General features: G+C 61.1%; 19 protein-coding genes. 9 read left to right on the top strand and 10 right to left on the bottom strand.

Annotation, left to right across the window (positions count from 1 at the left end):
• The first annotated feature begins 7 nt into the window (after window positions 1-7).
• Window positions 8-529: a transporter suffix domain-containing protein gene (locus tag ACVVH8_RS17795; protein ID WP_475225279.1), complete on the top strand. Its 522-nt coding sequence runs from the start codon at window positions 8-10 to the stop codon at window positions 527-529.
• An 87-nt stretch (window positions 530-616) separates the two neighbouring features.
• On the opposite strand, the gene ACVVH8_RS17790 is transcribed toward ACVVH8_RS17795, so the two are convergent.
• Window positions 617-1,393, bottom strand: coding sequence for an NAD(P)H-dependent oxidoreductase (locus ACVVH8_RS17790; protein WP_475225276.1), 777 nt, complete (start codon window positions 1,391-1,393; stop codon window positions 617-619).
• A gap of 84 nt (window positions 1,394-1,477) precedes the next feature.
• On the opposite strand from ACVVH8_RS17790, the gene ACVVH8_RS17785 reads away from it, so the two are divergent.
• The 3 genes from ACVVH8_RS17785 to ACVVH8_RS17775 are packed head-to-tail and all read left to right on the top strand — an operon-like array spanning window position 1,478 to window position 3,411.
• Window positions 1,478-2,371, top strand: coding sequence for a LysR family transcriptional regulator (locus ACVVH8_RS17785; protein WP_212809264.1), 894 nt, complete (start codon window positions 1,478-1,480; stop codon window positions 2,369-2,371).
• Window positions 2,322-2,582 (top strand): hypothetical protein, encoded by a 261-nt coding sequence (locus ACVVH8_RS17780; protein ID WP_475231254.1) that lies wholly within the window; start codon window positions 2,322-2,324, stop codon window positions 2,580-2,582. Before ACVVH8_RS17785 ends, ACVVH8_RS17780 begins: the two co-directional genes overlap by 50 nt.
• A 43-nt stretch (window positions 2,583-2,625) precedes the next feature.
• Window positions 2,626-3,411 (top strand): DeoR/GlpR family DNA-binding transcription regulator, encoded by a 786-nt coding sequence (locus ACVVH8_RS17775; protein WP_475225273.1) that lies wholly within the window; start codon window positions 2,626-2,628, stop codon window positions 3,409-3,411.
• 112 nt (window positions 3,412-3,523) lie between these two features.
• Here the strand turns inward: ACVVH8_RS17775 and ACVVH8_RS17770 are convergent, their stop codons facing one another.
• From ACVVH8_RS17770 to ACVVH8_RS17745, 6 genes are all read right to left on the bottom strand, one after another.
• Entirely contained in the window at window positions 3,524-4,807 is a 1,284-nt protein-coding gene (locus ACVVH8_RS17770) for an NAD(P)/FAD-dependent oxidoreductase (RefSeq protein WP_475225271.1), read from the bottom strand.
• 150 nt (window positions 4,808-4,957) lie between these two features.
• Entirely contained in the window at window positions 4,958-6,322 is a 1,365-nt protein-coding gene (locus tag ACVVH8_RS17765) for a glutamine synthetase family protein (protein WP_475225268.1), read from the bottom strand.
• A gap of 515 nt (window positions 6,323-6,837) precedes the next feature.
• Complete coding sequence (chrA, locus tag ACVVH8_RS17760; RefSeq protein ID WP_475225266.1) at window positions 6,838-8,181, bottom strand: chromate efflux transporter; 1,344 nt, start codon at window positions 8,179-8,181, stop codon at window positions 6,838-6,840.
• Window positions 8,182-8,273: 92 nt separating this feature from the next.
• Complete coding sequence (locus tag ACVVH8_RS17755; RefSeq protein ID WP_103305712.1) at window positions 8,274-9,173, bottom strand: bestrophin family protein; 900 nt, start codon at window positions 9,171-9,173, stop codon at window positions 8,274-8,276.
• A gap of 35 nt (window positions 9,174-9,208) precedes the next feature.
• A complete protein-coding gene (gene moaA, locus ACVVH8_RS17750) occupies window positions 9,209-10,207 on the bottom strand; it encodes a GTP 3',8-cyclase MoaA (protein ID WP_475225263.1) in 999 nt (332 codons plus the stop codon).
• Window positions 10,208-10,385: 178 nt separating this feature from the next.
• Complete coding sequence (locus tag ACVVH8_RS17745) at window positions 10,386-11,237, bottom strand: CAP domain-containing protein (protein ID WP_103305714.1); 852 nt, start codon at window positions 11,235-11,237, stop codon at window positions 10,386-10,388.
• 199 nt (window positions 11,238-11,436) lie between these two features.
• Here ACVVH8_RS17745 and ACVVH8_RS17740 point away from each other — a divergent pair, with 199 nt between their 5' ends.
• Window positions 11,437-12,057, top strand: coding sequence for a cell wall hydrolase (locus ACVVH8_RS17740; protein WP_103305715.1), 621 nt, complete (start codon window positions 11,437-11,439; stop codon window positions 12,055-12,057).
• On the opposite strand, the gene ACVVH8_RS17735 is transcribed toward ACVVH8_RS17740, so the two are convergent.
• Entirely contained in the window at window positions 12,054-12,941 is an 888-nt protein-coding gene (locus ACVVH8_RS17735; protein ID WP_103305716.1) for a LysR family transcriptional regulator, read from the bottom strand. The genes ACVVH8_RS17740 and ACVVH8_RS17735 overlap by 4 nt on opposite strands.
• Window positions 12,942-13,043: 102 nt before the next feature.
• On the opposite strand from ACVVH8_RS17735, the gene ACVVH8_RS17730 reads away from it, so the two are divergent.
• Window positions 13,044-14,456: an MFS transporter gene (locus ACVVH8_RS17730; RefSeq protein ID WP_475225261.1), complete on the top strand. Its 1,413-nt coding sequence runs from the start codon at window positions 13,044-13,046 to the stop codon at window positions 14,454-14,456.
• 312 nt (window positions 14,457-14,768) lie between these two features.
• On the opposite strand, the gene ACVVH8_RS17725 is transcribed toward ACVVH8_RS17730, so the two are convergent.
• A complete protein-coding gene (locus ACVVH8_RS17725) occupies window positions 14,769-15,482 on the bottom strand; it encodes a murein L,D-transpeptidase catalytic domain family protein (protein ID WP_103305718.1) in 714 nt (237 codons plus the stop codon).
• Between the two features lie 150 nt (window positions 15,483-15,632).
• On the opposite strand from ACVVH8_RS17725, the gene ACVVH8_RS17720 reads away from it, so the two are divergent.
• Window positions 15,633-17,249 (top strand): L,D-transpeptidase family protein, encoded by a 1,617-nt coding sequence (locus ACVVH8_RS17720; RefSeq protein WP_401296859.1) that lies wholly within the window; start codon window positions 15,633-15,635, stop codon window positions 17,247-17,249.
• 3 nt (window positions 17,250-17,252) lie between these two features.
• Here ACVVH8_RS17720 and ACVVH8_RS17715 read toward each other — a convergent pair whose 3' ends face one another.
• Complete coding sequence (locus tag ACVVH8_RS17715) at window positions 17,253-17,768, bottom strand: HvfX family Cu-binding RiPP maturation protein (protein WP_212809256.1); 516 nt, start codon at window positions 17,766-17,768, stop codon at window positions 17,253-17,255.
• Between the two features lie 199 nt (window positions 17,769-17,967).
• Between ACVVH8_RS17715 and ACVVH8_RS17710 the strand changes: the two genes are divergently transcribed.
• Entirely contained in the window at window positions 17,968-18,852 is an 885-nt protein-coding gene (locus tag ACVVH8_RS17710) for a LysR substrate-binding domain-containing protein (RefSeq protein ID WP_475225259.1), read from the top strand.
• 99 nt (window positions 18,853-18,951) lie between these two features.
• Window positions 18,952-20,076 (top strand): agmatine deiminase, encoded by a 1,125-nt coding sequence (gene aguA, locus ACVVH8_RS17705; RefSeq protein WP_475225256.1) that lies wholly within the window; start codon window positions 18,952-18,954, stop codon window positions 20,074-20,076.
• Window positions 20,077-20,078: the final 2 nt, after the last annotated feature.

Below are 20,078 nucleotides of genomic sequence, written 5' to 3'. Positions count from 1 at the left end.
CGAGACCATGGAAACTGCTCAAGATCCGGTGACACCGGCCCCCGCTGCCACCTGGCGCTTCAAGGTCGGTGTGGCGATCATCTGCCTGATGCTTGGCTCGTGGCTAATGGTGCCGTTGGCCGCCGCTCTCGATGTACCCGGCTCGAAAGTCGCGGCGCTGACGGGGGTGCTGTTTATCAGTAACAAAGTGCTGTTGCTGCTGGTGATCGCGGTGATGGGCAAGGCCGGATTCGCTGAACTGAAACGCACGATTGGCCGACATGTCTCGGGGATGCTTCCGACCCCTGTCGCCGAAGTCTCGCCGCTGCGGCATCGGGTGGGCGTGGTGATGTTTTGCCTGCCGTTGCTGACGTCGTTTCTGGAGCCGTATTTTGATAACTTCTGGCCGGGGTTGCGGCCCAATTTGTGGCAGTTGCAATTGCTTGGGGATTTGATGTTTGTGGGCAGCTTTTTTGTGCTCGGCGGCAACTTTTGGGACAAGGCCCACGCGTTGTTTGTGCGCAAGGCGCGGGTGGTGGTTGCTGATTAAGATCAAAAGATCGCAGCCTGCGGCAACTCCTGCGTTGGGATTGCGTACCCCCGGTAAGAGCTAATGCAGGCTGCGATCTTTTTGGGCTTAACGAATGTGTGCGGCGAAACCTTCACTGTCCGGGGCAATGGCATCTTTGAGCGTCAACGCCGGAATCTCGTAATCCCCTGCATTCTGATGTCGAAACGCAATTGGCCGCGTGCTCCACAACTCATCCAGACGCCGTCCCAGTTCATCAGTCGTCTGGGCATACCGCGCTTCATCCATGCGACTGGTGCGGTAAATCAGGAACGGCGGCAGCACCTCAAAACCGGGGTAGTGCAGAATCCCGTGCTGGATCGGAAACAGCAGATCATCCATCGGCCCATTGATCCCGCGCGGGCTGTAATGCGATTCCCAGCCACCGGTGGTGACCATCAACATCGCCCGTTTGCCTTTCATCTTCCCTTCGCCATAACGCTCGCCCCAACGACTGTCGGAGTGTTCACCCACACCGTAGGCAAACCCGTAGGCGTAAACCCGATCGACCCAGCCCTTGAGGATCGCCGGCATCGTGAACCACCACAGCGGGAATTGCAGGATCAGCGCGTCGGCCCACAGCAATTTTTCCTGCTCGCGGGCGATGTCGGCGGCTTGTGTGCCTTGGGCGTAGGCGCATTTCGAATCGAGGGAGGCGTGGAACGGCTGGTTTTTATCGCGCTCGGGGGCGTCGTCGGCGTCGAGGGTGGTTTTCCAGTTCATCGCGTAAAGGTCGGAAACCTGCACGCTGTGACCGGCGGCTTCGAGGCGCTGGACGGTGAAGTCCCTGAGCGAGCCATTGAGGGAGGTGGGTTCGGGATGGGCGTAAACCAATAGCACTTTCATGGGGGAACTCCGTGGCTGAATGGCAGCAGGATCGGCGCTCCACAGGTATATTGGAAATGAATGTCTGATATGTCTGGTATAGCCATGAATAATTTGAGACGGCTGGATATCAATCTGCTGTTGACCCTCGACGTGTTGCTGTCCGAGCACAACGTCACCCGCGCGGCGCAACGGTTGAACCTCTCGCAGCCTTCGGTGAGCGTTCATTTGGCCAGGCTTCGTGACATCTTTGGCGATCCGCTGTTGCTCCCCGGCCCACGCGGCATGCGTCCGACGGCGCGGGCCGATGAGTTGCGCGAGCCTTTGCGCGAGGCGCTGCAAGCACTGGAACGGGCGGTGGCGCCGGCTGCTGCGTTCGACCCCGCACTGGCGACCCAGACCTGGAAAGTCGCGGCGACGGATTACGGCGAATCTACCGTTCTCCTGCCAGCCCTGAGTGGTTTGCGTACGCAGGCACCGGGCACTCGGTTGGCGGTTATCGACCTGATGCCAGCGCAATTGGTCAAGCAAGCGGAGCAGGGTGTGTTCGATCTGGCGCTGCACATCACCGAAGACGCGCCGCTGGACCTGCATCAACGGGTGCTGTTTACCGAGCGCTATGTGTTGGCCGGGCGTCTCGGGCATCCGGATTTGACGGGCAAACCGAGCCGCGAGGAATTCTGCGCACTGGAACACGTGATGGTGTCGCGTGAAGGCGGGGGCTTTTTCGGGGTGACAGACAAGGTGCTGGCCGACGTGGGGCTGTCGCGCAAAGTGGTGCTGTCGGTGCCGCACTTTTTGATGGTCATGTCGGTGCTGGCGAGCACCGATCTGGTGGCGATGCTGCCGTCACGGCTGGTGCGCGGTAACCCGGCGTTGCAAGTGGTCGAGGCACCGCTGCAGGTGCCGGGCTACGAAATGGCGATGTTCTGGGGCGAGCGACTGCACCGTGATCCCGCGCACAAGTGGTTTCGCGAGCATCTGGCAGCGTCGGTTTGATGCCTCAGGCGTGGCCCAAGGCAATCGCGAACGACACGACGATCATGCAAGCGAAAGCGAAATTGAGATTCATAAGGTGTTCATCCTGAAGCCTGTTGAGAGTGGGGCCATTCTGAACAGGCTGAATGCAAAGGAAAAATTCCCCTTGCTGATTCCAATGATCGAGACAATTGATGCCCGCCTGTTTGTGTTTGCCCGAGGTTTTGGCTAATCTCGGCGAAAACCTGCAATTACAAGCATAAACAGGCATAACCATGCACGATCATTCGGTTACCGAGCTCCCATCCCTGCGTCGGCAGAAAATCCTCCTGATCCTCGAACGCGACGGCAAGGTCATGGCGTCCGAGTTGAGCCAGCATTTTGCCGTGTCCGAAGACACCATCCGCCGCGACCTCGCCGAACTGGACAACGCCGGCCTGGTGCAGCGGGTTCACGGTGGTGCGTTGCCGCGACCGAAAGACACCGGCAAGGATTACTTCACCCGCATCAGTGAAACCGATGAGGTGAAGACACGCCTGGCGCAACTCGCCGCCGGGCGGGTGAAGGATGGCCAGATCGTGCTGTTCGATTCCGGCACCACCACGCTGCAGATTGCGCGTTCGCTACCAGCGGATATCAAGCTCACTGCCGTGACCACCTCGCCGATGACCGCGATCACCCTCGCCGAGTACAAGGGCATCAAGGTGATTCTGGCGGGCGGGCAGTTGAACCTGGCGACCATGTCGGTCAGCGGTCACGAAACGGTGCGTCTGCTGCAAAGCATCAAGGCTGACCTGCTGTTTACCGGGGTGTGCGCGATTCATCCGGAGGTGGGATTGAGTTCGCTGTATTTCGATGAAGTGCCAGTGAAGCAGGCGCTGTTCGAAAGTGCTGCGCAGGTGATCGCGGTGACCACGGCGGACAAGCTTGGCGCGGTCGAGCCGTTCGTGGTGACGCCGTGCACGCGGGTGCATACGCTGATTACCGAGCGACATCTGGCGTCGGGTAATGTTGAGGATTACCGGCGGTTGGGGATTGAGGTGGAGCAGTTGCCTGATTGAGTCTTGTGTTGAGGCTGATGGCCCCATCGCTGGCAAGCCAGCTCCCACAGGTTGAGTAGCGTACGACGCAGTCACTGTGGGAGCTGGCTTGCCAGCGATGGGGTCAGTCCAGTCAACGCAATTTTTCAAGCATCTGGTAATACCACATCCCCGCCGCCAGCAATGGATTGCCCAGCAAGTCCCCCATCGGCACGCGAATGTGCTGGCACGCCGCAAACGTATCGAACTGCTCCATCTGCCCGGTGATCGCCCGGCTCATGATTTCGCCCATGATGTGGGTGGTGGCGATGCCATGCCCTGAGTAGCCCTGGCAATACCAGACGTTGTCCGAGAGCTTGCCCAGTTGCGGGATGCGGTTGATGACGATGCCCATCGCGCAGCTCCACTGGTAATCGATCTGCACGCCTTTGAGCACCGGGAAGGTCTGTTCGATGCACGGGCGCAATTCGGCGGCGATGTCGCGCGAGTCCTTGCCGCTGTAGTTGGCGCCGCCGCCGAACAGCAGGCGTCCGTCGGCGGTGAGGCGGTAGTAGTCGAGGACGAAGCGGCAGTCATAGACGGCGAGGTCTTCGGGGTTGATCTGCTTCGCCAGATCGCCGAGCGGCGCGGTGGTGACGATGCCGCCCATGGCCGGGAAAATCTTGCCCTTGAGCTGGCCCGGTTCGAGCTTGTGATAAACGTCGCCGGCGAGCATCACCTGATTGGCATCGATCTGGCCGTGGGCAGTGCGCACACCCGGTGTGTCGCCATGGATGATTTCCAGCACTTCGCTGTTTTCGAAGATCAGGGCGCCGAGACTTTCCGCCGCCCGCGCTTCGCCGATACATAGATTGAGCGGGTGCAGGTGCATATTGCGGGTGTTCTTGATCGCGCCGTGATAGAGATCGCTTTGCAGCAAATCGCGCACCTGGCTGCGGTCGAGCAGACTGACTTCATCGCCCATGCCTCGGCGCACGGCTTCTTCGTAATCGTTGCGCAAATCAGTCATGTGGCTGGGCTTGTACGCGGCATGCAGGTGACCGTGTTTGAGGTCGCATTGGATGGCGTATTTTTCCACGCGCTGCTTGATGATCTCGTGCCCGCGCCAGCGCAAGTGCCAGATGAAATCATCGACCTCGTCGCCGAGTTTCGGGCGCATCTGTTTGCGCATCGCAGCGTCGCCGGAGAGGCTGCCGGTGACCTGGCCGCCATTGCGCCCGGTGGCGCCCCAGCCGATTTTATGGCTTTCGACGATGGCGACTTTCAGGCCTTTTTCGGCCAGTTCGACGGCGGTGGCGACGCCAGTGAAGCCGCCGCCGATGATCACCACGTCGACTTTGTGCCGGCCTTGCAGGGTCGGGTAGTCGGTGTCCTGGTTGAGGGTGGCGGTGTAGTAGGAATTGCAGCGTTCAGTCATGTCGGTGTCCACACAAAATTCGGGAGGCTAATCGGGATCCCTGTGGGAGCTGGCTTGCCAGCGATGGCGGAGTGTCAGTCACCAGAGATGCTGAGTGTCCCGGCCCCATCGCTGGCAAGCCAGCTCCCACAGGGTTTAGCGGTGGGGTTCTTAGGCTTCGGTGAGATACCAGCGCCAATCCTGCTCACCCACTTCAGCCATGAACTGCCGGTATTCGGCACGCTTGACCGCCAGATACACCCCCAGAAATTCCTGCCCCAAGGCATCGCGCGCCCACGCTGAATTTTCCAATGCCTGCAGCGATGTCAGCCAATCTGTCGGCAGCAACTCCTTCGCCTGCGCATAACCATTGCCCTCGACCGGGGCGCCCGGATCAAGGTCCTCACGAATGCCCCGATGAATGCCGGCGAGGATTGCTGCTGCCGCCAGATAAGGATTGGCATCGGCGCCGCAAATGCGGTGTTCGATGTGCCGGGTGTTGGCCGGGCCGCCCGGTACGCGCAGGCTGACGGTGCGGTTGTCGACACCCCAGGTCGGCGCCAGTGGCGCATAGCTGTTGGCCTGAAAACGGCGATAAGAGTTGGCATTGGGGCAGAACAGCAGCAGCGAATCGAGCAAGGACGCGAGCATGCCGCCAATCGCCGTGCGCAGCAGCGGCGTGCCGGCCGGGTCTTCGGAGGCAAACAGATTGCGCCCCTCGGCGTCGGCGAGGCTGACATGCATGTGCATGCCGGTGCCGGCCAGATCATCGAACGGCTTGGCCATGAACGTCGCTTGCATGCCGTGCTTGTGCGCGATCGCTTTGACCAGCCGTTTGTAACGTACGGCCTGATCCATCGCTTGCAGCGCATCGCCGTGTTCGAGGGTGATTTCCACTTGCCCCGGCGCGTATTCCGAGATCGCCGTGCGCGCCGGAATGCCGTGCAGTTTGCAGGCGCTGTAGAGGTCGGCGAGGAACGGTTCGATTTGCTCCAGCTCGCGCAAACCGTAGACCTGAGTATGTCGCGGTCGCCCACCATCGGCATCCAGCGCCGGTTGCGGTCGGCCGTTGTGATCGCGTTTGGCGTCGAGCAGATAGAACTCCAGTTCGCACGCCATGACCGGGTGATAGCCCTCGGCCTTGAGGCCGTCAATGATCTTGATCAGCAGGTGACGCGGGTCGGCGATGCTCGCTGGCAGGCCTTCGGTCGGGTGCATGCTGACCTGCACCGCTGCGGTCGGAATCTGCCGCCACGGCAGGCGCACCAGACTGCCTTCGAGCGGGTAGGCGCGGCAGTCGATATCACCGACGTCCCAAACCAGACCTGAGTTTTCCACGTCTTCGCCCTGCACGGTCAGACCAAGGATGGTGCTGGGCAGCGGGCGGCCGCTTTGGTAAACGGCGAGCAGTTCTTCGCGGTGCAACAACTTGCCGCGTGGCACTCCGTTGGCGTCGAGGATGAACAGTTCGATCATGTCGATATCGGGGTTCTGTTCAAGGAACAGGCGTGCGTCTTCGATGGCTGCGAATTTCATAATCAATCACTCACGATGGCGCCGTGCAGGCGCGCAGATTCGGGCCGGACGCAGCTATGGGCGTCCCGGCAGGAATATCAAATGGAGATCAGTCCGACGAGATACAAAACCTGTGGCGAGGGGATTCATCCTCGATGGACTGCGCAGCAGTCCTGACTTTTGGGGCCGCTTCGCGCCCCAGCGGGAGCAAGCTCCCTCGCCACAAATGGATCTTTTCCGGCTGACAGAAATCAGCAGGCGATATCCGGCGGGCGTGCGGAGTGACGCAGCTTGGAACGGCGCAGGGCCATGGGGAGATTGACGATACGATTCATACGCCGCCCCCGGGAGAGAGGGTGCGCAGTGCAGAGACGTTCAACGTTTTTCGTTGTTGTGGTGACGTACTCATAACGCGTGTTTCCGTTGGCGGAAAGCGTCGGTGGCGGGGCAGGCCCGCCGACCGGTGTGCCCGGATAGTAAGGGGCAATCCTTGAGCGTGTAAACGACTGATTCAGTCTCAGAGCTGCGGCCAGTCCTCAGCGCAGCAGATGAAAGCCCAGCCCGACAAGGGCGCAAACGATCAACACTGCAATCACGCCGCGCTTGAAAACGAACAGCGCCAGCGCCGCCATGACCGCCAGCACAATCGAGAAAACATCGGGTTGTCCCGCGAAACCTGTCGGCCAGAACACGTGATAAGCGAAGAAACACGCCAGATTGAGGATCACCCCGACCACCGCAGCGGTGATCGCGGTGAGCGGTGCGGTGAACTTCAATTCGTTGTGGGTCGATTCCACCAACGGCCCACCGGCGAGGATGAACAGAAACGAAGGCAGAAAGGTGAACCACGTCACCAGCGTCGCCGCCACTGCGCCAGCGGCGAACGCATGCTCAGCGCCGAACGCCGGTTGCACATAACCGCCTATGAAGCCGACAAACGCCACCACCATGATCAGCGGCCCCGGCGTGGTTTCGCCAAGCGCCAGACCATCAATCATCTGTGTCGGCGTCAGCCAGCCGTAATGCCCGACCGCGCCTTGGTAGACATAGGGCAGCACGGCGTAAGCACCGCCGAAGGTGAGCAGCGCGGCTTTGGTGAAGAACCAGGCCATTTGCGTGAAGGTGCCATCCCAGCCGAACAGGGCTGTCAGCAGTGCCAAGGGCAGACACCACAGCGCTGCGCCAATCAATAGCAGCCACCACAACTTCGGCAGACTGAATCGTGCATGTTCGGGAGTTGGCGTGTCGTCATCGATCAATGCCGGGCCGAAGGATTTTTCGCTGCTGCGCTGCCCGCTATTGTTGAAGCGCTGCGGGGCCAGTCGCCCACCGAAATAACCGAGCAATGCCGCGCCGAGCACGATCAGCGGGAACGGCAGATTGAAGGCAAAAATCGCCACGAATGACGCACCGGCGATGGCCCACAGCCAACTGTTTTTCAGCGCCCGCGAGCCGATGCGGTGGGCCGCGTGCAAGACAATCGCGGTCACCGCCGGTTTGATCCCGTAGAAGATCCCGGCCACCACTGGCACGTCGCCGAACGCGATATACATCCACGACAGCGCGATCAGGATGAACAGCGAGGGCAACACAAACAGCGCACCGGCGATCACACCGCCCCAGGTGCGATGCATCAGCCAGCCGATGTACGTCGCCAACTGTTGAGCCTCGGGGCCGGGCAGCAACATGCAGTAGTTGAGGGCGTGGAGAAAGCGTCGTTCCGAGATCCAGCGCCGGCGCTCGACCAGCTCCTGATGCATGATCGCGATTTGCCCGGCCGGGCCGCCAAAGCCGATACAGCCCAGTTTCAGCCAGAAACGCCAGGCCTGTCGCAGGCTGACGGGCTCGGGGCGGGATAGATCATTCGGCGTTGTGCTCAAGTGCGGCTCCTGAGTCGAATCATGGCGGAGCCACTATCTAATCAGGCTTTTGTTCAATGCAATAGCGTTCAGGTGAGGCTGTGAATAACGGATCAACTCAAGACGTAATCGACGGGCATCAACGCCGGTGGCAGTTGCGCAACACCTAGTTCAGCCAGGATGTCGCGTTCGATCGTGCGTACCAAGGCATCGGTTGGCAGGTCGTTTTCATCGCGGCCGAATGGGTCTTCCAACTCATCGGCAATCGCATCCAGTCCGAAAAAGGTATAGCTGACAATCGCGGTGAACAACGGCGTCAACCAGCCCAGCGGTTCGGCCATGGCGAACGGTAGCAGAATGCAGAACAGGTAGATCGTGCGGTGCAGCAGCAACGTGTAGGGGAAGGGCAGTGGTGTGTTTTTGATCCGCTCGCACACGGCTTGCGCTTGCGTAAGGCTGGTCAGGTGATTGGCCAGCAGCATGTAGCGCCATTCGGTCAGTGCTCCGGCCTGTTGCAGATCGGAGCACTGTTCGCCGATCCGGTGCAGGATCCGGGCGCTGTAGTCCGGCACTTGTGCGTCGGGTTTCGGGTTGACCCACGCGCTGCTGGCCGCCGCTTCATCTTCACGTCGCAGCCGCGCGTTGAGGGCATGGGCGAAGCCGCACAGGTTGAACAGTAAGTGCCGGCGTTGAGGCGATTCACGGATGATGTGGGTTTCACGAAGGATCGAGCGAATATGCACGATCACTTCGCCCCAGGCCTTGCGCGCCTCGTACCAGCGGTCATAGCAGGCGTTGTTACGGAAACTCATGAAAATCGACAGCGACAAACCCAGCAGCGTGAACGGCGTGGCGTTGACCTTGGTAAAGCTGCTGGGATGGAGGATTTCCACCAGCACGATGGCCGACGCCAGCAGGGTAACCATCAGAGTGCGCAAGGCGATTCGCTTGGCAATCGAACCCTTGAGGGTAAACAGGATGGCGAACTGACTGACCTTGGGTCTGATAATCATGCTGGGTGATCCCGATTACGTGTGGACGTGACGCATCAACCGCCGGTCATGTTCATGAATCGCACGACCTGCACGTCGTCGCTCACTTCGAAGTTGTGCCTGTAGGGCTTGAGCTTCATTGCTTCGATGATGGATTTTTCCAGACGTTGCGGTTGCCCCGGATGCGCGCGCAGCAGCGCTTTCAAGTCCATCGAATGCTCGTTACCCAGACACAGTAGCAAACGCCCTTCGACGGTCAGCCGCACCCGGTTGCAGGTGCCGCAGAAATTGTGGCTGTGCGGCGAGATAAAACCGAGGCGAATATCCGGTGCTTCGGCCAGCCGCCAGTAGCGCGACGGGCCTTGAGTCGATTCGGCAGAGTCGATCAGGGTGTAGCGCTCGGCGATCTTTTCCCGTACCTGCGCGCTTGAGAAAAATGACTCGGCGCGGCTGTGCTCATTGATGATCCCCAGCGGCATTTCTTCGATGAAGGCGATGTCGAGCTGGCGGTCGATGGCAAAACTCACCAGATCGTTGATCTCCTGATCGTTGCGACCCTGCATCACCACGACGTTGAGTTTGGTGCGGGTAAATCCGGCCTTGTGCGCGGCATCGATGCCGTTGATCACCAGCGCCAGATCGCCGGTGCGGGTCATCTGCTTGAAGCGCTCAGGGTCGAGGCTGTCGAGGCTGACGTTGAGGCGCTTGACCCCGGCGTCGAACAACGGCGCGGCAAATTTGCCGAGCTGCGAGCCGTTGGTGGTCATGCACAGCTCACGCAAGCCGGGCAGGGCGGCGATCTGCTCGCACAGCTTGACCACGCCGGGGCGAATCAACGGCTCGCCGCCGGTCAGGCGGATCTTGCGCGTGCCCAGTGCGACGAAGCTCTGCGCCAGTTGATAGATCTCTTCTAGCGTCAGCACTTGTTGGCGTGGCAGAAACTGCATGTCTTCAGCCATGCAATAGACACAGCGAAAGTCGCAACGATCGGTCACCGACATGCGCAGGTAGTCAACGCGGCGGTTGAAGCCATCGATCAAGATGCGCTCTGACATGACAGCCTCGCTGTGGGGAAAACCGCTGACAGCGGATCTGGACGGCGCAGGGTAGGGGCAATGTCGGGCACCGTCCAATCACTCTTAATGACCGGTTGATTGATGCCGTCGATGATCAGCAGAATGACGGCTATCGCTGGCAAGCCAGCTCCCACAGGTCTAGTGGTGAGCTTGAGATTTACTGCGCACCAAACATCGCCGTCCAATAGATCCCCGCGCTGCTTTTCGGGTCAGTCGCGTACGCGGCGCCGAGTTCCTTGTATTGCGGGTTCATCAGGTTGGCGCAGTGGCCGGGGCTGGCGAGCCAGCCTTCGACGACTTTGTGTACGGTGTCTTGCCCGGCGGCGATGTTTTCGCCTACCAGTTGTCCGCTATAGCCGGCGAGTTCAGCGCGATCGCCCGGGGTGCGGCCGTCGCGGTCCTTGTGGTCGAAGTAATTGTTGTTGGCCATGTCGCGGCTGTGATCCTGGGAGATGGTGCCCAGGCTCGCGTTCCAGGCCAGCGGTGCTGCGGCGGCGAAGGCCTGGCCGCCACATTGACGCGGCTGGCTGCGGGCGATATTGAGTTCACTCAGCAGCTTCTGCCCCTCACTTTGCGCATCACCAAGTTTCGCCGTCAGCAACGGCCGCGCCAGCACAATGCGCCAGTCGCGGTCGTCACGGCTGACACCGACATCGACGAACTGCGGATCGAGCACCACCTGACAGAAACTTTCCTGAATCGCTTTCATCGCCGACGCCGCATCACGCGGGCCGTTGAGCGTAATCGCCTGGACATTGACCATCGGGTAACTGGCGCTGGCCATGGCCTGTTGCAGATCGACAGCGCCAGTTGCCCGTAACCTCAGCCGAGGATCAGCTGATAGCGGTGCCAGTTCATTCGACGCTTGAGTGCCGCAGCGCTGCGGTTGGCTGCGGTAACTGTTGATCGACTCGATCAGTTGCGACTCATCGCCGGCCATGGCCGGGATAGCCAGCAACACGCCTGCGGACAACGCGGCGCAACGCAAGACGGATGGCATGAAGCGCATGGAAATCTCCCTTGAGCTGAATGCGCCCATGATGCGCGAAAGGCCCCCGGTGAGCGCAATGCCTTTTTCTTTATCAGGCGTTTTTTCTGCGCAACTTTTTGCCCGGATTTGCCGTCTACACTCACCGAAGACCCCCGGAATCCGGGTGTTTCCCCGACGTAACACTTTGCCCGCATCGGGCCCTGCCGGAAGAACAGACATGGGATTGAAGTGGTTGGCTGGCTGTTTCGCATTAACCCTGTTGGCCAGCGCTGCGCTGGCCACCGATCAAGCACCGATCAAGGCCAAGGCTGAAGAGAAAGCCCAGGTGCTGGAAGAGAAAGCGGCGGACAAAGTCAGCACGGCCCCGGCGCCCAAGTCCGAGGCGATTACCCCGACCGAAGTGCAAGCCGTGGACCCGGCCGGCGCCGCGCCGCTGGATGATCCGATCACTTGCCTGGCGCGGAGTATCTACTGGGAAGCCAAAGGCAAGGACACCCCGGAAATGGAAGCCGTGGCCAGCGTGGTGATGAATCGCCTCGGCCATGAAGGTTTCCCGGACACGGTGTGTGCCGTGGTCAAACAGGGTTCTGAAAGCAAAAGCTGCCAGTTTTCCTGGTGGTGTGACGGGCGTCCGGATCAGGTCAAGGAAGACGCTGAGTACGCGCTGGCCAAGGAAATCGCCGGCAAGGCGTTGAACCGCCAGCTCAAGGATCGCACCAACGGCGCGTTGTATTTCCATGACCGCAACGTGCATCCGAGTTGGGCCAGGGAATACCGGAAAACCGCCGAGACGAAAAAATTCCTCTTCTATAAACCTGCCGGCGGCGATGCGCGCTAGGCGCAGACTTCCCGCACGCAATTGCGCAACCAGCGATGCGCGGGGTCGGCGTCCATGCGCGGATGCCAGAGCATGGACACGCTGATCGCCGGCATCTCGAAGGGCAGGGCAAAACTGTGCAGGCCCGTGCGCAGCTTGCTGGTATGACGTTCGGGAACGGTGGCGATCAGGTCGGATTCACGCACCAGCGTCAGCGCCGCCGAAAACCCGCCGAATGAAGTGACGATGTCCCGCGTCAGCCCCACGGCGAGTAACGCTTCGTCCACCGGGCCGCTGCTGCGTCCGCGTCGTGAGATGAGAATGTGCTGGCCGCCGGCGAAGCGTTTGCCAGTGACTTTCCCCGTGCTCAACGGATGCCCCTCACGCACCACGCCAATCCACTGATCCTGAAACAGGATGCGGCTGTGCAGCGCCGGATCGGTGCTGTCATCGACCACCCCGGTTTCCAGATCGACGCGGCCTTCGCGCAGCGGCGTGCTGTCCTTGTCGGCCTTTTGCACAAAGCGCAGGCGCACGCCGGGCGCCTCTTCAGCGATGCGCGCGAGCAGGGCGGCGGCGAAGGTTTCGACAAAACCGTCGGTGTTGCGCAGGGTGAACGTACGGTGCAACTGGCGAGGATCGAGCACTTCGGCGGGACGCAAAACCGCCTCGGCTTCCTGCACCAGATGGCTGACGCGCTCGCGCAGTTCCAGCGCTCGCGGCGTCGGCACCAGACCCCGACCGGCCCGGACCAGCAAAGGATCTCCGGTGGTTTCGCGCAAACGGGCCAGCGCGCGACTCATCGCCGAGGGGCTCAGGCGTAGAGATTTGGCGGCGCGGGCAACGCTGCCTTCGCGCAGCAACACGTCGAGGGTGATCAGCAGATTCAGATCCGGTACAGACATGACATGGCGTTCCGTGCAGGTATCAAGTGCAAAGCATGCGTCTTGCGCCTTGTGTTGTCGAGACTCAAGCTATGGCGCATGAACTTGCAGCGTGAGCGCCCCATGTCCCGAGAATCCTTGAGCACCACCGCCCGCTGGGCTTTGACCAGTCTGGCGCTGTCGATGTTGATGCCGTCACTGGACACCAGCATTGCCAACGCCGGGTTGCCCGTACTGGCGGCGGCGTTTGAGGCGACGTTTCAGCAGGTGCAGTGGATTGTCCTGGCCTACCTGTTGGCGATCACCACGTTGATTGTCAGCGTCGGGCGTCTGGGTGATGGCTTCGGTCGGCGCCGCCTGCTGTTGATCGGGATCGGCATTTTCACCAGCGCTTCGTTGGCTTGTGCGCTGGCCCCGGGACTGGCTTGGCTGATCGGCGCACGGGCGGTGCAAGGCGTGGGAGCGGCCATCATGTTCGCGTTAACGGTGGCATTGGTCTCCGATGCAGTGCCCAAAACGCGGGCGGGCAGTGCGATGGGGTTGCTGGCGACGATGTCAGCCACCGGCACCACCCTCGGGCCGTCGTTGGGTGGGCTGCTGATGGCGCATGTCGGTTGGCAGTCGATATTTCTGCTCAACGTGCCATTGGGTTTGCTCAATGCGTGGCTGGTGTATCGCTATCTGCCGGCAGATCGAACGGCACGCACGAGGGTTGCATTTGATTATCTCGGTTCCGGGGTGCTGGTGTTGACGCTGGCCGCCTATGCACTGGCGATGACGCTAGAAGGTTTCACGTTGGCGTTGCTGCTGGTCAGTCTGTGCGGTGTGGGAGTGTTCGTGATTGTCGAGATGAGAGCCAAGGCGCCGCTGATTCGTCTGTCCTTGTTCGCCGATCTGCGCCTGAGCGGCAGTCTGCTGCTGACGTTGCTGGTGACGACCGTGATGATGACCACACTGGTAGTCGGGCCGTTTTACCTGAGTCGCGGATTGGGTCTGAGCAGTGCCATGGTCGGGGTGGCGTTGTCGGCGGGGCCGTTGTTGTCGGCGTTCAGCGGCATGCCCGCCGGTCGTCTGGTGGATCGCTTTGGCGCGCGGCGGGTGGTGCCTGGGGCCTTGCTCGGGTTGATTGGCGGCTGCGGATTGCTGGCGTTATTGCCGATGAGTTTCGGGCTGCCTGCTTATTTATTGCCAGTGGCGGTGGTCGCCATCAGCTACGCGCTGTTCCAGGCGGCCAACAATACCGGGTTGATGGCAGGGGTGGCGCAGGAGCAGCGCGGCGTGGTGTCGGCGCTGCTCGGATTGGCGCGTAATCTGGGCCTGATCACGGGGGCGGCGGCGATGGGCGCGGTGTTTGCCGTGGCCACCGGGGGGCCGACTCAGGCCCCGGCCGATGTCATTGCCAGCGGATTGCACATCACCTTCGGCGTCGCCACGGCGCTGATGATCATGGCACTGATCATCAGCCGAACCCAGATCAACAGTGGGAGCTGCTTGCCTGCGATGAGGCCGGCAGACATCGATATTGATGTTGACTGACCCACCGCCATCGCTGGCAAGCCAGCTCCCACAGTTTTTACAGTGTGCGTGCAGATTTCGGGAACACCAGGAAACCCTGTGGGAGCTGGCTTGCCTGCGATGAGGCCGGCAGACATCGATATTGATGTTGACTGACCCACCGTCATCGCTGGCAAGCCAGCTCCCACAGTTTTTACAGTGTGCGTGCAGATTTCGGGAACATCACGAAACCCTGTGGGAGCTGGCTTGCCAGCGATGGCGGCGGGGCAGTCGATGAAGAATCCACTGTGCCGACCCTTCGCTGGCAAGCCAGCTCTCAGTGTGTCTTGCGCCTTAGCTGGCGTGGGTACTCAGGATGCTCGCTACTTGCTGCGGCTGGCAGTTCAGGTACGGCGACTTTTTCAGCCAGCGCTGATCCGGGTACCACGAGAACATGAACTGACCGTCCTTGAGCTTATCGATCACCTGCTTCGCAATCTGTGGCCGAACGGCCGGGCAACCCTGGCTGCGACCGATGCGGCCCTGGCGTTTGCTCCATAACGGGTTCACATAGCTGGCGGCATGAATGACGATGGCGCGATCGCGAGCCATGTCATTGAAGCCCGGTTCCAGACCGTCCATGCGCAACGAATAACCGTGGGTGCCGCTGTAGCTTTCCTGAGTGCGGAAAAGGCCGAGACTGGACTGATAACTGCCTTCGACATTGGAAAACTGCGTGGCGAAGTTTTCCCCGGAGTTGGAGCCGTGGGCGACCAGATCGCGCAGCACCAGTTTTTTCCGGTTGAGGTCGAAGATCCACAGGCGACGTTCGGTGGACGGTTGCGAATAATCGATGATTGCCAGATGACGGGACGGCTTCGCGCCGTTGTTGACCGCACATTGCATGGCACTCAAGGCACCTTTCAGCGCCTGGGGATTGAGTTCTGGCGCGGCGTGCGCGAGGCTGGTGAAGAGAACCGGCGATGGTTTGCCGGCGGCGAAAGCTGGACTGGTCACCGCGACGAGGGTCGCGGTGGTCAGCAGAAGTCGGCGCAAAAACGTCAACATTTAAAAAGTGTCCTCACTTGCTACTTAATTGGCACTTTGGCTTCTGACTCCCAGTCGTAACCTGCAAGCTCGCAGATCGAGCCTGACTGTTCAGCGCACCTGATGTAAGGTTGGCCATCATCAAGAAGGCCATGGATTGGAGTAAAGCAGTTGTTCAAAAAGTACGCATGCTACTTGAGCATTTGTTTGCTCGCTGCGCCGTTTGTCGCTTGTGCCGATGAACCGCTGCCGCCGTTGCAGACACTGCCGACGCCGCCGGCAGAAATGCCAGTCGAGCCGCAAAGCCCTTTGCAGGCCGTGCTGATCAGTCTGCCGCAGGCCTGTCCGGCGATTGCCGCGCACCTGGCTGGCCCGGCGCTGGAACAGTTGCAAGCGTTTTACCAACAGCAGGACTGGATGCCGGTGTGGGCCCGCGAGTCCGGACGATTGCAAGCCTTGCAGGGGCAGTTGCAGCTGTTGGCCGATGATGGCCTCAGTCCGAAACGCTACCCGGTTGCGACGAATCCGCCGCAGGACGGCGAGCTGTGCGCCGATATCGACATCAGCCGCTATTACCTGCAAGCCCTGCAGGATCTGCATTACGGACGCCTGTTGCAATCGCACTTCGAACCGCTGTGGCACGCCGACGAGGCACCGCGCGACCGTCAGGCCGAACTGCTCGCCATTGCTGTGCCGGGCATGCATGACATCCCCGCCGCATTCGACCTGGCCCGCCCGCGCCTGGCGCAGTATCAGAACCTGCGTCAGCTCTACGCCACGCAACGGCTGAAGGCCTTGCCGCAATGGCAATCGGTGGGCAACGGGCCGCTGCTGCGCCCGTCGATGGAAGACAGACGCGTGCCGGAACTGGCGCAACGTCTGTACAGCGAAGGCTATCTGACCCACGCCGCCGGCGCGCCCGGCAATGCCTACGAGGGCGTGCTGGTGGACGCGGTGAAAAGCTTTCAGGCCAACCATTCGTTGCAAGCGGATGGCGTGGTCGGGCCGGGAACGATTGCCGAACTCAACATCAGCCCGCTGACCCGCCGCGAACAACTGCGGGTCAATCTCGAGCGCTTCCGTTGGCTGGCCCAGGACATGGAACCCGATGGTTTGCTGGTCAACGTCGCCGCCGCCGAACTGACCCTGTATCAACGCGGCGAGCCGGTGTGGCAGACCCGTACCCAGGTTGGCCGTGCCGAGCGCCAGACACCGTTGCTCAAATCCCGTGTCACGCGATTGACCCTCAACCCGACCTGGACCGTGCCGCCGACCATCTGGAAGGAAGACAAGTTGCCGGCGATCCGCAAGGACCAGACCTTCCTCAGTCGGCAGAATTTGCAAGTGCTTGACGCCAACGGGCAACCGCTGGCGGCGGCGGATATCGACTGGGACAACCCGGGCAACATCCTCCTGCGTCAGGACGCCGGGCCGCGCAATCCGCTGGGGCAAATGGTCATCCGCTTCCCCAATCCGTTTTCGGTGTACCTGCACGACACGCCGAGCAAAGCGTTATTCGACAAGGGGCCACGGGCGTTCAGCTCGGGCTGTGTGCGGGTCGAGCACCCGATGCAACTGCGCGACTTGTTGCTGAGCCCGGCAGAAAAGGCCCGAACCGAGACGTTGCTCGCCACCGGCACCACCCATGAATTTCGCTTGTCGGCGCCAGTGCCGATCCTGATGACTTACTGGACCGTGCAAGTCGACAACGCCGGCCACGTGCGTTACTCGCCAGACATCTACAGCCGTGACAACGCGTTGTTGGCCGGACTCGATCGGGCACATTGAGCCTCAACGGGCGCGGCGATTCCAGAACCGCCGCGCCAGCCACGCATCGACGCTCAATTTGCCCGCCCCGGCGAATACCAGCGGCACCAAGGCTGCCAGGTAAATCGCCGGCAACTTGAAGTTGCCGAAGCCCTTGTTGGTGATCGCGTAACCCTGGGCCAGCTCGCTCAGCGATGACCAGTCGGCGGGCCAGTGCACGGCAGCGGTGGCGACCACGGTTACCACGATCAGCGACACCGCCGAGATCCGCGTGCCGAGGCCGACCAGAATCGCCAGCGCGCCGATCAGCTCGGCCCACATCGACAGTTCCCAGTTCAACGTTGCCGGCAAGTGATCGAAGGGAAACGGGAACCGGCTCTGAATGTCCTCGAACCAGTTCTGGCCGTTGAATTTTTCCAATCCTGATTCGAAAAACTCCCAGGCGATGAACAGGCGCAGGGTCAGTGGTGCGAGCCAGGTGCCGGCGCGGTCGAGGTTCAGGTGTACGGCTTGGGTGGCGGTTGAAAGGTTGGTGGTCATGATGAGTCTCCGGACGATGGGGGAATTGAATCGACCGGGTTATTTGAGCTTTGGGGTGTATCGACGATGTGTCGCGGGCGGGTGGAATTGTGAGCTTGGTGTGTCTGCGGTGGGGCGATATACAGTGCGATACAGTCGACCAAACTGGACGCACGCCCTCGGCCCAGTCAGCATGGCCCAAAAAAAGCGGATCCCCCTCATGCGAAGACTTCCCTCACTGCCCGCCCTGCGCACCTTTGAATGTGCCGCCCGCCACGCGCATTTCGGCCGGGCCGCCGCCGAGTTGTGTGTCACCGACAGTGCCGTCAGTCATCAAATCCGCCAGCTCGAAGAACAACTCGGCGTCCCGCTGTTCATCCGTGAAGGCCGACAAGTTCGCCCGACCATCGCCGCCGGACGCCTGATGCAAAGCCTGCAACAGGCCTTCGAACTGATCGGCGAGGCTTGCGATGAACTGCGCGACCCGTCTTCGCTTGCCGTGTTGCGTCTGGCCGTCACCGCTGAGCTTGCGCAGAAGTGGTTGATGAGTCGCCTCAGTGATTTCTATGCGCGCTATCCGCACATCACCTTGCACCTTTACGAACAACCCATCGACGCCAGCGCGCCGGGCGAAGACATCGATCTGGCCATCACCTACGGCACCGGCCCGGCGGACAGCAGCGCCTACTTCGTCCGGCCGTTGCCAGCCCTGCAATTCTTTCCGGTGTGCAGCCCCGGCCTGTTCAACCAGGGCACGTTGAAAACGCCGAAGGATCTCGCCCGACACTGTCTGCTGCACGACGATCAGGACGGCAAGACCTGGACCGCCTGGCTGACCAGCCACGCCGGAGATCAACGCCCGCAGCGCCAGTTGTATTTCGCTCACGCCGGGTTGGCGCTGGAAGCGGCTGTGCAAGGGCAGGGCGTGGCGATGGGCGACAACCTGACCGCGCAGGAAGACTTGCAGAGCGGCCGGCTGGTGCGGCCGTTCACCGCAAGCATGACCGCGCTGGGTCAATACGCGCTGGTCTGCGAGCGTGTGCGCCTGGAGCGCCCGGCCGTGGCGCAAATGCTGGAATGGTTCAACGATCAGCTGGCCGATTGATGAGTTGAATTCAACTGTTCCGCAATATTCATCGTTGGCGAGCGTGAGGCCTGCGACCGTACCTTGTAGTCATTCCCATCGCGAAGACGAGGTTTGACCATGGCACGTTTGCTCGACTCCACCCCGAAATACGACGGCTTCCGTCTGCCCGGCGAATTCGAAGCCAAGTCCGGTTGCTGGCTCGGCTGGCCTGAGCGCACCGATGTCTGGCGCAACGGCGCCAAGCCTGCGCAGAAAGTCTGGGTGCAGATTGTCACCGCCATCTCCCACAGTGAACCGGTCACCGTGTGCGCCTCCGCCGCGCAATTCGCCACCGCCCGCCGCCAGTTGCCGGCGCAAGTGCGCGTGGTGGAAATGACCTGCAACGACACCTGGTTTCGCGACAGCGGCCCGTGTTTTGTGGTCAACGATCAGAGCGGTGAAGTGCGCGGTGTCGACTTTGAATTCAACGCCTATGGCGGACTCGACGGCGGACTGTATTACCCGTGGGACAAGGACGATCAGATCGCCAGCAAGATCCTTGAGATCGAACGTTTCGACCGTTATCGCGCACCGTTGATTGCCGAGCTCGGTGGCATCCAGAGTGACGGTCAGGGCAGCATTCTCACCACCGAGCAGTGCCTGCTCAACCGTAATCGCAACCAGCATCTGGGCAAGCAAGAAGTCACTCGCAGGCTCACCGACTACCTCGGCGCCGAGCAAGTGATCTGGTTGCCTCGGGGCTGCAAGTTCGACGAAACCGATGGTCACGTCGATGATCTGGCGTGCTTTGTCCGCCCCGGCGAAGTGGTGTTGCAATGGACCGAAAACCGCGACGATCCGCAGTGGGAGATCTATCAAGAGGCCTACGACATCCTGCGCAGCACTCGCGACAGTCGTGGCCGCGAGTTGATCGTGCACAAACTGCCGCAACCGGATGTGCTGGAGTGGACCGCCGAAGAAGCCGAAGGCCTCGACCAGCAGGACAGCACCCACACCCGTCAGGCCGGCACGAAAATCTGTGCGTCGTACATCAATTACTACGCCGGTAACAGCTCGATCGTGGTGCCGCTGTTTGGTGATCGCAACGACAAGGTGGCCATGGCGACCCTGGCCGAGCTGTTTCCGCAACACAAAATCGTCGGCATCGAAAACTCCCGGGAAATCCTCCTCGGCGGTGGCAATGTCGCGTGCATCACCATGCCGCAATACGCCGGCACGCCTGACCACAAAAAGGGAGTGTGATG

The organism is Pseudomonas trutticola BRTCR10 (assembly GCF_056155105.1).
Note: the sequence above shows the minus strand (reverse complement) of the source record. Positions and strands in the feature narration are given on the sequence as shown.

Coding starts and splice junctions, on each gene's coding strand:
- ACVVH8_RS17795 (WP_475225279.1), top strand. CDS start 8: ATGGAAACTGCTCAAGATCCGGTGACACCGGCCCCCGCTGCCACCTGG.
- ACVVH8_RS17790 (WP_475225276.1), bottom strand. CDS start 1,393: ATGAAAGTGCTATTGGTTTACGCCCATCCCGAACCCACCTCCCTCAAT.
- ACVVH8_RS17785 (WP_212809264.1), top strand. CDS start 1,478: ATGAATAATTTGAGACGGCTGGATATCAATCTGCTGTTGACCCTCGAC.
- ACVVH8_RS17775 (WP_475225273.1), top strand. CDS start 2,626: ATGCACGATCATTCGGTTACCGAGCTCCCATCCCTGCGTCGGCAGAAA.
- ACVVH8_RS17770 (WP_475225271.1), bottom strand. CDS start 4,807: ATGACTGAACGCTGCAATTCCTACTACACCGCCACCCTCAACCAGGAC.
- ACVVH8_RS17765 (WP_475225268.1), bottom strand. CDS start 6,322: ATGAAATTCGCAGCCATCGAAGACGCACGCCTGTTCCTTGAACAGAAC.
- ACVVH8_RS17755 (WP_103305712.1), bottom strand. CDS start 9,173: ATGATTATCAGACCCAAGGTCAGTCAGTTCGCCATCCTGTTTACCCTC.
- moaA (WP_475225263.1), bottom strand. CDS start 10,207: ATGTCAGAGCGCATCTTGATCGATGGCTTCAACCGCCGCGTTGACTAC.
- ACVVH8_RS17745 (WP_103305714.1), bottom strand. CDS start 11,237: ATGCGCTTCATGCCATCCGTCTTGCGTTGCGCCGCGTTGTCCGCAGGC.
- ACVVH8_RS17740 (WP_103305715.1), top strand. CDS start 11,437: ATGGGATTGAAGTGGTTGGCTGGCTGTTTCGCATTAACCCTGTTGGCC.
- ACVVH8_RS17735 (WP_103305716.1), bottom strand. CDS start 12,941: ATGTCTGTACCGGATCTGAATCTGCTGATCACCCTCGACGTGTTGCTG.
- ACVVH8_RS17730 (WP_475225261.1), top strand. CDS start 13,044: ATGTCCCGAGAATCCTTGAGCACCACCGCCCGCTGGGCTTTGACCAGT.
- ACVVH8_RS17725 (WP_103305718.1), bottom strand. CDS start 15,482: ATGTTGACGTTTTTGCGCCGACTTCTGCTGACCACCGCGACCCTCGTC.
- ACVVH8_RS17715 (WP_212809256.1), bottom strand. CDS start 17,768: ATGACCACCAACCTTTCAACCGCCACCCAAGCCGTACACCTGAACCTC.
- ACVVH8_RS17710 (WP_475225259.1), top strand. CDS start 17,968: ATGCGAAGACTTCCCTCACTGCCCGCCCTGCGCACCTTTGAATGTGCC.
- aguA (WP_475225256.1), top strand. CDS start 18,952: ATGGCACGTTTGCTCGACTCCACCCCGAAATACGACGGCTTCCGTCTG.